Source organism: Polaromonas sp. P1_E1_2, from assembly GCF_056406035.1.
Genome location: NZ_JBFUAZ010000095.1, coordinates 1 through 9,847 on the forward strand (window position 1 = coordinate 1; position 9,847 = coordinate 9,847).

Sequence of the window (9,847 nt, forward strand, 5' to 3'; positions counted from 1 at the left end):
CATTTCACCCTCAGCGATTTTGATTTCACGCTGCCCGAAGAACTCATCGCCCAACACCCTGCCGCCCAGCGCAGCGGCTCGCGCCTGCTTGACGGGCGTGAAGACCTGCCAGTGGACCGACGGTTCACCGAACTCCCCGGCCTGCTGCTGCCGGGCGACCTGCTGGTGTTCAACGACACCAAAGTCGTCAAAGCCCGGCTCTTCGGCCAGAAAGCCAGCGGCGGCAAACTGGAACTGCTGATCGAACGCGTGCTGTCGCCCCACGCGGATGCCGGCCATGAAGTCGCCGCCCACATGAAGGTCAGCAAAAAGCCCCTGCCGGGCGCGGTGCTGCAAATGGACGGTGGCTTCACCGCCACGCTGCTGGGCCGCTGGCCCGAGGAAAGCGGGCCACTTTACCGCTTCCGCCTGAGCAGCGATCCCTACGCCCTGATGGCGCAGTATGGCCACGTACCGCTGCCGCCCTACATTACCCATACCGACTCCGCGGACGACGAGCAGCGCTACCAGACGGTGTTTGCCAAAAACCCGGGCGCCGTGGCCGCGCCCACCGCGGCACTGCATTTCGATGAAGCCATATTGGCGCAGCTCGAAGCGCGTGGCATCCGGCGCGCCAGCGTGACGCTGCATGTGGGTGCCGGCACTTTCCAGCCCGTCAAGGCCGAAAACATTGCCGACCACACCATGCATTTCGAACGTTTTGAGATTCCCGTAGCGACGCAACAGGCCATCGCCGCCTGCAAGGCGCGTGGCGGCCGCGTGGTGGCCGTGGGCACCACCACCGTGCGGGCGCTGGAGTCGCACGCCAAATTCGGTCCCGACTGCAACGACACCAACATCTTCATCACCCCGGGCTTTGAATTTGCCGTGGTAGACCTGCTGCTGACCAACTTTCACCTGCCCAAAAGCACGCTGATGATGCTGGTCAGCGCGTTTTCAGGCTACGAACACATCATGGCGCTGTACCGGCATGCGATTGCCGGGCGATACCGCTTTTTCAGCTATGGCGATGCCATGCTGCTGACCCGTAAAACCCCTCTGGGGAACACCTGAGGGTGCCTGAATCTCCCCGCGTACACCTGCGACAATCCCAAGATGCTCGAATTTGAAGTTCTGAAGACCGATGCTCCGGCTGGCGAAGGCGCCGGCGCCTACCTCGGTTCCTACGCCCGGCGCGGCAAACTGACGCTCAACCACGGTGTGGTGCAAACCCCCATCTTCATGCCCGTCGGCACCTATGGCACGGTCAAAGGCGTGATGCCGCAGTCACTGCACGACATGGGCGCGCAAATCATCCTGGGCAACACCTTTCACCTCTGGATGCGCCCAGGCCTCGACGTGATGCAGCAGTTCGGCGGCCTGCACAAGTTTGAAAGCTGGAACAAGCCCATCCTCACCGACAGCGGCGGTTTCCAGGTCTGGTCGCTGGGCGAGATGCGCAAGATTTCGGAAGAAGGTGTGAAGTTCGCCTCGCCCGTCAACGGCGACAAGCTCTTTTTGACGCCCGAGATCTCGATGCAGATCCAGACCGTGCTCAACAGCGACATCGTGATGCAGTTCGACGAGTGCACGCCCTACGACACCAAGGGCCATATCACCACCGAAGGCGAAGCGCGCAGCTCGATGGAGCTGAGCCTGCGCTGGGCCAGCCGTTGCATTGCCGAGTTCAAGAAGCTTGAAAATCCCAACGCGCTCTTCGGCATCGTGCAAGGCGGCATGTTTGAGAACCTGCGCCAGGAATCACTTGATGCCCTCGTCGAGCTGGAATTGCCCGGCTATGCGATTGGCGGCGTGAGCGTGGGTGAGCCCAAGGAAGAAATGCAGCGCATCATGGCGCACACGCCGCATCGCCTGCCGACGAACAAGCCGCGCTACCTGATGGGTGTGGGCACACCCGAAGATCTGGTCGAAGGCGTGGCAGCCGGTGTTGATATGTTTGACTGCGTGATGCCGACGCGCAATGCGCGCAACGGCCACATGTTCACGCGCTTTGGCGACCTGAAGATCCGCAATGCGCGCTACAAGACGGAAGACCAACCCGTTGATGCCACCTGCAGCTGCTACACCTGCAAGAATTTCTCGCGCGCCTACATGCACCACCTGGACCGCTGCGGCGAAATGCTGGGCCCCATGCTGTCGAGCATCCATAACCTGCATTACTACCTGAATCTGATGCAGGAAGTCCGCGACGCACTGGACGCCGGCCGTTTTGGCGAATTCACCGCGCAGTTCCACGCTGACAGGCAGCGGGGCGTCTGATGAACATCAACCTGCAACGCTGGATTGACCGCTGGGTCGGCATACCGCTGTGTGCTGCGGTATCGGGCGTCGATGCCGTGATGCGGCAATTCCGCTCCGGCGCCGACCCCGCGCCGCGCGCCATCGTGGTGATTTTGCTGTCGGAGATGGGTAGCCTGGTGCTGGCCCACGACATGTTCACGCGCCTGAAGCAGCGCTACCCCGACGCACCGCTGCACGCCCTGCTCTTTGGCAAGAACCGCGAAATCCTCGACCTCATGCAGGTGGTGGACCCGGCCAACGTGCACACGGTGGATGACAAGTCGCTGGGCGGCCTGCTGTCCAGCCTGTGGAAGGCTATTGGCGAGCTGCGGCGCGCGAATGTTGACGTGGCGATTGACTGCGAGCTGTTCTCGCGCATCAGCAGCCTGCTGTCGTATGCCAGCGGCGCGCGCATCCGCGTGGGCTTTCACCGCCACACGCAGGAAGGCCTGTACCGCGGCTCGCACATCAACCGGCCCGTTCCCTACAACCCTTACCAGCACATCAGCGCGCAGTTTCTGACATTGGCGCGCGCGATTGATTCCACCGCCGTTCCGAAATCCAAACTGCCCGCGAATCTGGCCGCGGCAGGCATCGGAAAACCACCGCCGCACATACAGCTGGATGCGGCGCTGGTGCCAGGCATCCATGCGCGATTGGCGCAGGACTTTCCCGCGATTGCCGGCAAGCCCCTGGTGCTGGTCTACCCGGGCGGGGGCATCCTGCCGATCCGTGCCTGGCCATTGGCTTCCTACACCGCGTTGTGCGAAGGGCTGGTGGCCGACGGCTGCGCCGTGGCCGTGATYGGCCTGAAAGACGACCAGGCRCTGGCGCAGCARCTGGTAGCCAAYGTGCAGGCGGCCTTCCCCGGCAGCCCCGTGATTGACCTGACCGGCTATACGCGATCCATTTCCGAACTGCTGGCGCTCTTTCATGTGGCACGCCTGCTGGTCACCAACGACGGTGGGCCTGGGCAGTTCGCGGCGCTCACGCCCATCTGGACACTGATGCTGTTTGGCCCCGAGACACCGGGCCTGTATGCGCCGCTCACACCGCAGTGCCATTCCTTTTACAGCCAGTGGCCGTGTTCGCCTTGCCTCACTGCCTACAACCACCGCTCGTCGTATTGCGACGGCGACAACCAGTGCCTGAAGGTCATTGCGCCCGAAACCGTACTGGCCAAGGCGCGCGAGTGCCTGGCAACGCCCTGACCCCATTCCGATGACAACACTCCGATCCATAGCAGAGGCTGTCATCAGCCGCCTGCCTGAGCGCCTGCAACCCATGGTGCGCTGGCGCTTCATCAAGTTCGGCGTGGTGGGCGCCAGCGGCACGGTGGTGAATGTCRCCGTGCTGTATGTTGCCCAGGAATTCCTGTTCAGCCACATTGCCGACTTCCATTCCCGGCTGAACTACTCCATTGCGCTGGCCATCACGATCGCCACCATCAGCAACTTTTACTGGAACCGGCGGCTGACCTGGCGCGACCGCAAGCATGAAGTGCACCACTCGGCACTTTTCCTGTTTTCAAAGTACGTGATGGCGGCCGGCCTGGCCATCGTGCTGCAGTCACTGCTGACCAAATGGCTGGCGCTGTACATGCACTACATCCTGGCCAACGTGCTGGCGATTGCCTTGTCCAGCGTGTGTAACTTTGTGGCCAATGACCGCATGACATTTCGCCGCCGGCGCGCGAAAATCGTGGCCCCTGACGCCGACGGCGCTGCGCCGCCCTCCACCGATACCCATGACAAGCCCTGAGTCCCTGAAAAATCGTATCCCGGCCCACCGCATCTGGATAACGCTGGCGCTACTGGTCGCGCTGGCTTACCTGTTTGGCCTTGCCGGTGACCACATTCCGCGMAAYGGCGAYGAGCTGGTCTATGCCCATATCGCCCGGCTGACGGCYGCGACCGGCAAGTGGCTKCCRCTGGTCAGCTCCTACGATTTCATGCGCAACACCAAGCCRCCCGTGCTGTTYTGGCAGGCGATGGTCGCCGGCGGATGGGGCGGGCACTGGACGCTGCTCAACCTGCGCCTGCCGAGCGTGGTCTATACGTGGGCAATTTCGCTCATGGTCGGGCTGCTGACCTGGAAGATCGTTCGCAACACGGCCACATCCACCGGCACTGTCGCTGAAGAGCCGGTCAGCCAGGCCGCTTCAACCGATAGCAGCCGCCATGCCCTGACGATGGGCGCCATCGCGGCCATCGTGTACCTGTCGTTCTTCAGCACCTACCGCTATGGCAGGCCTTACCTCACCAGCGCACCCGAAACTTTCTGGCTGTTTGGGGTGTTGTTTGCCGTTGCCTGGGCGCCGGCAAAGTTGCTGGCCTCGCGCTGGAAATTTCCATTGCTCGCCGGCCTGGCCATCGGCATAGGCTGCCTCTACAAATCGTTTGTCATGGTGGTGCCGGTCGGGTTCGGCCTGGCCCTGTGCTACCAGGTGCTGGGTGCTCAGAAAGCTCCTTGGGAAATTTCCCGGGCCGGGATCATCACCGACGGTATCAAGGTCACAGCCATCTGCGTGCTGGCACTCGCAATCTTCGGATTGTGGTTTGCCATTGACCCGCAACCAGGAGAAGTCTGGCGCGAGTTTGTCGTCGGCGAAAACGCCGGCAAGATGAATTCGTCCAAGGGCTACTTCGCCATCGCGTTCAGCGGCAGCAGCGGCGTGTTGACGATATTGACGGGTTACTTCTCCAACGCCCTTTTCCTGCTACCCGTTGCCGTGGGCTGCTTTGTGGCGGCGTGGCGCGCCTGGCGGCAGCGCAAGGGCACTGGCAAGACCATCAGCGATGCAGAAAAAGCCATGTGGTTCTGGATGCTGGCCTTTGCGCTGGTGTTCATGGTGCCCACCCAGCGCTCCACCCGCTACCTGATCCCCGCCATGCCCGCGCTGGCCGTACTGATCGCGTTGTACTGGGAGCGCATCTCGCGCATCTGGTTCAGCCTGACCTTGCTGATCTGCCTGGGCGGCGCGCTGGCCATGGGACTGATCGGCTTTGGCGGTGTGCGGGCCACACAGGATTCCTGGCTGTACTCACCGCTCTACTGGCTCTTTATAGGGGTTCTGGCCGTGGCGTGTATTGCGGGCATGGTCAGGCGCGAGCTGACGCGCCCGATCGCTGCGATGAGCAGCTTCGCCGTACTCATTGCGCTCGCATGGGTGACCCTGCCCTTCAACGGCGACATGGGCCATTTCCGCCCCGATACTGATGCATTGCTCAAAGGCCAGTCCGTGTCGGTGCCGAGCAACTTCAACGGGCACTTTGAGCGCTACGAGTTCATCATTCCGGGCGCCAAAATCGTTCCCTACTTTGCCGCGCAGCCGGTGGACTACGAGGACRTGAATGCCCTGTTCAAGAACACGCGCTACGCCCTGGTGCAGCGCCGTGCCGGGCAAAAGCCCTGCGACGGTTGCCGCATCATCGACCAGCGCTGGGACCTGCGCTCACGGCAGGACGAAAAAGAAGGCACGCTGGGCGCGTTCAAGTCGCCCGAAACCTTCTGGTACGCCCGAGAATACCTGGTCGAGCGCGCCGCGCCCTGAGCGTCCGCTGATTGTTCTGTTCATTCCAAACCCGTATTTGACTGGAGCCCTGCGCATGCCGAAAACCTCACCGCAGGCCACGATGGCCCGACTGCTATCCCTGGTGACTGTCCTGGGCAGCTTGCTCCTTGCGCTTGGCGGCTGCGCCACGGCCATCAAGCCGCATGCGGAGACGGGTGCGCCTATGCTGGGTTTTCAGAACATGGCTCTGAACCCGGGCAATGGTGGAGAGCTGATCAGGCCCGACGTCCTGCTGCCGGGCGACATCATCCTCACCGCTGAAAACGGCATCAACTCGGTGGGTATTCGCCTGATCACGCTATCGCCGGTCAGCCATGCTGCGATATATATGGGCAACCGGCAGATCGCTGAAGCCGTGGGCTCGGGTATCCGCGTGCGCAGCATGGACGCGCTACTCAATGATGAGGCGACAGTGGTGGCGTTTCGCCATCCCGACCTTACCGCCGAACAGGCCATCAAGATCAACACCTTCGCGGCCAGCCATGAAGGCAAGAAATACAACTATGTCGGCGTGATGCTGCAGGCGCCTTTCGCGCTGGAGCGCCGCATGTGYGAGCTGCCGCTGGTGCCTTCGATGGTGCGCGACTTCTGTATTCGCGGCATCGCAGCCGTGCAGCTGGGACTGGGACGCAATGACCAGTTCTTCTGTTCGCAGTTCATCCTGGAGGCCTACCGCAGCGCCGGCCTGCCGCTGACCGACGCCGACCCCCGGCTGATCAACCCCGGCGACCTGCTGCACATGCGGGAGGGCGATGTGCCCTCCATCATGATTCACAAGCCGCTGCGGTATGTGGGGCACCTCAAGGCAGCGCCCCAGATCGTCGCCGTCGAGCAGATGCAGCAGTAGCCGGCGCCGCTGTTGGTAGTTATGGCGACGGCCACTTCAGTTGATTCAACCGCCGATGTGCATCGTGAACTGCGCACCGTTGGAGAGCTTGCACTGCCCCGTCCCCATCGTTGACGAGTTCATCTGGTAGCGGCAGCTGATATAGCTGCCCCGGCTGCCGGAGCCGTTGGCCACCCCTTCGCGCGTCGAAGAGCCCGCGATGCGCGTAGCTTCCCCATTAAAGCTTTCACCGTTGATGTTGGTGGTGAAGGTGCCGCGCCCGTTCATGTCGTTGGTCACCACCGCGCCCACCATGCCGTAGGCCTGGGCGATGTCGTTCGCCGGGTACAGCCGCGCCGCAAAGGTCGTGCTTGCCGGCATGGCCGGTGTGACATACACCGTGGAGGAAACCGGCGGATGGCCGGGCTGGACCGGCACGACGTAGCAGCCCGTCAGGGCAGTGGCACCCAGCACCGCAGCGGCCAAAGCCGTGCGGCGCGTCAGGCGTGACAGGGAGAACACGGAGGAATCGATCTTCATAAATAACCCGAAGGCCCAAGCACATGCTTGTAGAGGCAGTGTGGAGCGGAATGCCTTAAAAGTTTCGTTTAAAGATACAAGATCATTAGATTTGTACGATCAGCATCAAATGAAGATACTTCATCGAAAACCGACAGGTAGACAGCAAATCTTCATGGCGGGGGCCGCAGTCACCAAATAGCCGACGTGCAGCGCAAAGATTCAGGCTCAGGCACTATCGGCGATCCTGCCCACTTTTTTTGCAAAGATGACCATGCAATACCGCCGCCTTGGAAACAGCAACCTCAAAGTCTCCGTCCTGTGCCTGGGCACCATGATGTTCGGCAAGCAGACGCCGTTTGAAGAAGCAGGCCGCATCGTGGCGTCGGCGCGCGAGCACGGGCTCAACTTCATCGACACGGCCGATGTCTACAACCAGGGGCAGTCCGAAAAAGACCTGGGCAAGCTTCTCGCGGGCCAGCGGAACCACTGGGTCTTGGCCAGCAAGCTGGGCAACCCTGTCAGCGAGGCTGTCAACGAAGGCCACTACTCCCGCCGTTGGCTGGTGCAGGAAACCGAGGCCATTCTGTCCAGGMTGCAAACCGACTACCTGGACATTCTTTACCTGCACCGTGACTACCACGACGCCAACCTGGAGGAGGCGGTGCGCACGCTGGGCGACCTGATTCGCACGGGCAAGATTCGCAGTTTTGGTCTGTCCAACTTCAGGGGTTGGCGCATCGCCGAGGTGGTGCACCTGTGCAAAGCGCTGGGCATGCCGCAGCCCGTGGTGTGCCAGCCGTACTACAACCTGCTCAACCGCGGCCCGGAGGTTGAAATCCTGCCGGCCTGCGGCCACTACGGCATTGGAGTGGTGCCTTACAGCCCGCTGGCACGCGGCGTGCTGACCGGCAAGTACCCACCCGGCCAGCCGCCGGCCGAAGGCACACGCGCGGGCAGCGGCGACAAGCGCATCCTGGAGACCGAATTCCGCAAAGAGTCACTGGTCATTGCGCAGAAGATCAAGGCGCGCTGCGAAGCCCGGGGACAAGTGCCCGGCCAGTTCGCCGCAGCCTGGGTACTGGCCAATCCACTGATCAGTTCGGTCATCGTCGGCCCGCGCACCCTGCCGCACCTGGAGGATGTGTATGGTGCGGTGGAACTGGTGCTGGACAAGGACGACGAAATCTTTGTCAATGACCTGGTCGTGCCCGGCCACGCGTCCAGCCACGGCTACAACGACCCGGGTTACCCATTTTTTGGGCGGCCGATGGCCTGAGTCGAGGAACCTGCGGCTTCTGTCGGCCTTTCGGGAACGGCTTCATATCAGATCTGGTACTGCGACCACAAAGCATTCGTGAACCGCGACGCGCCAATATGCTCACGCAACTTGTTGAACCTTGGCGCCTGAGGGTAAGCACGAAGAAATTGTTCCTTTGTCGCGTGCAGCTGATACGGCAGGTAGTAGGTGCCTTCATGCGCCAAGGCCAGATCGATCATTGAGCGAGTCCATTGCGCAGCGTGTCGCTGCGCATAGACCGACATGCCCTGCTTATAGTAAATCACGAAAGAAAATACATCTTGCCGCGCCCAAGCCATCAGTACCGCATGATCAGGCGGCGAGTGGCGTATTGAAACATTCACCGTTCCCGTAGGAATCGTTTGCAAGATGTCTGCCATCTTTCGCGCGAAGCTTGTGAAGTGGCGCTCCGGAACAAAATACTCTTGCAAAACATAAGTGGAAAAATCCCGGTTCGCTGGCTCCAGCTGCGCAACATCAAGGCTGGCTTCATAATTGCGCCACGCCACGGCCGGGGTATCTTCGATGGAAGTAGCGGCTTTTCCCCGGAGCAAAGCTCCGCCAGGCAACTCCGTCATGGCCCAGAAAAAAAATTTCTCTTTCGTGTAGGGGCGGCCCGGCGGCGTCAACCGCTCCTGGATGGTCAAGGGCTTGTCGGTGCGTGACCATGTGACGCAATGCGGATAGCCAAACCGGTCCGGGAATAAATCGGCGTTGTGCAACAGCACGTTCGGGTCAGACTGGATCTTCTCGCGGAACCAGCCCGGATAGTCTTCAATGGAAATGCGATTCGTTGATCTTTCTATGCGAAAGTTTTCATCGAGATTAAGTTCAATCTCCGTGACGACGCCAATCCCTCCATACCCGCCAATAGCGGCATGAAAAAGTTCTGAATTGATTTGCCTGCTGGCTTCAACCACCTCACCGTCAGGCAAAACGATCTGCAGGGCCCTGACGGAACGGCTCACAGGCCCGTGCCCCACATAACGCCCATGGCAATTCACCGACACCGAACCTCCCACCGTGAAACTGGCGTAGCTCTGCATGGTCTGGACCGCCAGCCCCTGCGGGTCGATGATTGTTTGCAAGTCGCGCCACCGCATACCGGCCTGGATTCTGGCGGTTCGTTTGGCAGGGTCGAATTTCACCACTGCATTCATGGAGCGCATATCCAGTTGCAGTCCGCCTTGAATTGCGGTTTGTCCACCCATGCTGAATCTGCCGCCGCCGACACTCACGCGGCCTTGCCATTTTTTTAAAGCCTGCCGGACATCATCGATCCCACGAATTTCCGCGATCCCCGCCACCGTCACAGAGCTCAGATGCGTGACATTGCACACACTCAACG

9 protein-coding genes are annotated in these 9,847 nt (G+C 61.2%); 7 read left to right on the forward strand and 2 right to left on the reverse strand.

The annotated features are described in order from the left end of the window. The 6 genes from queA to AC1D1P_RS07125 form a co-directional block, all read left to right on the forward strand. The coding region (gene queA, locus AC1D1P_RS07100; protein WP_477672512.1) for a tRNA preQ1(34) S-adenosylmethionine ribosyltransferase-isomerase QueA at nucleotides 1-1,053 on the forward strand (1,053 nt) is incomplete at its 5' end. A gap of 42 nt (nucleotides 1,054-1,095) precedes the next feature. Next, nucleotides 1,096-2,259, forward strand: a complete 1,164-nt coding sequence (tgt, locus tag AC1D1P_RS07105; protein WP_477668709.1) for a tRNA guanosine(34) transglycosylase Tgt — start codon at nucleotides 1,096-1,098, stop codon at nucleotides 2,257-2,259. Then, nucleotides 2,259-3,491 carry a glycosyltransferase family 9 protein gene (locus AC1D1P_RS07110; RefSeq protein ID WP_477672513.1) on the forward strand — a complete coding sequence of 411 codons (1,233 nt, stop codon included), beginning with the start codon at nucleotides 2,259-2,261 and terminating at the stop codon, nucleotides 3,489-3,491. Before tgt ends, AC1D1P_RS07110 begins: the two co-directional genes overlap by 1 nt. 10 nt (nucleotides 3,492-3,501) lie before the next feature. Beyond that, entirely contained in the window at nucleotides 3,502-4,041 is a 540-nt protein-coding gene (locus AC1D1P_RS07115; RefSeq protein WP_477672514.1) for a GtrA family protein, read from the forward strand. After that, nucleotides 4,028-5,833, forward strand: coding sequence for an ArnT family glycosyltransferase (locus AC1D1P_RS07120; protein WP_477672515.1), 1,806 nt, complete (start codon nucleotides 4,028-4,030; stop codon nucleotides 5,831-5,833). The genes AC1D1P_RS07115 and AC1D1P_RS07120 overlap by 14 nt, the downstream gene beginning before the upstream one ends. 55 nt (nucleotides 5,834-5,888) lie before the next feature. Further along, entirely contained in the window at nucleotides 5,889-6,701 is an 813-nt protein-coding gene (locus tag AC1D1P_RS07125; RefSeq protein ID WP_477668713.1) for a YiiX/YebB-like N1pC/P60 family cysteine hydrolase, read from the forward strand. 45 nt (nucleotides 6,702-6,746) lie between these two features. Here AC1D1P_RS07125 and AC1D1P_RS07130 read toward each other — a convergent pair whose 3' ends face one another. Next, nucleotides 6,747-7,220, reverse strand: coding sequence for a hypothetical protein (locus AC1D1P_RS07130; protein ID WP_477668714.1), 474 nt, complete (start codon nucleotides 7,218-7,220; stop codon nucleotides 6,747-6,749). 253 nt (nucleotides 7,221-7,473) lie between these two features. Here AC1D1P_RS07130 and AC1D1P_RS07135 point away from each other — a divergent pair, with 253 nt between their 5' ends. Then, nucleotides 7,474-8,478: an aldo/keto reductase gene (locus AC1D1P_RS07135; RefSeq protein WP_477672516.1), complete on the forward strand. Its 1,005-nt coding sequence runs from the start codon at nucleotides 7,474-7,476 to the stop codon at nucleotides 8,476-8,478. Nucleotides 8,479-8,525: 47 nt separating this feature from the next. Here AC1D1P_RS07135 and AC1D1P_RS07140 read toward each other — a convergent pair. After that, nucleotides 8,526-9,847: FAD-binding oxidoreductase (locus AC1D1P_RS07140; RefSeq protein WP_477672517.1), on the reverse strand; the 1,322-nt coding region annotated here is incomplete at its 5' end.

What these genes read in the sequence shown, in the direction of transcription:
- tgt (WP_477668709.1), top strand. Translation starts at nt 1,096, where the DNA reads ATGCTCGAATTTGAAGTTCTGAAGACCGATGCTCCGGCTGGCGAAGGC.
- AC1D1P_RS07130 (WP_477668714.1), bottom strand. Translation starts at nt 7,220, where the DNA reads ATGAAGATCGATTCCTCCGTGTTCTCCCTGTCACGCCTGACGCGCCGC.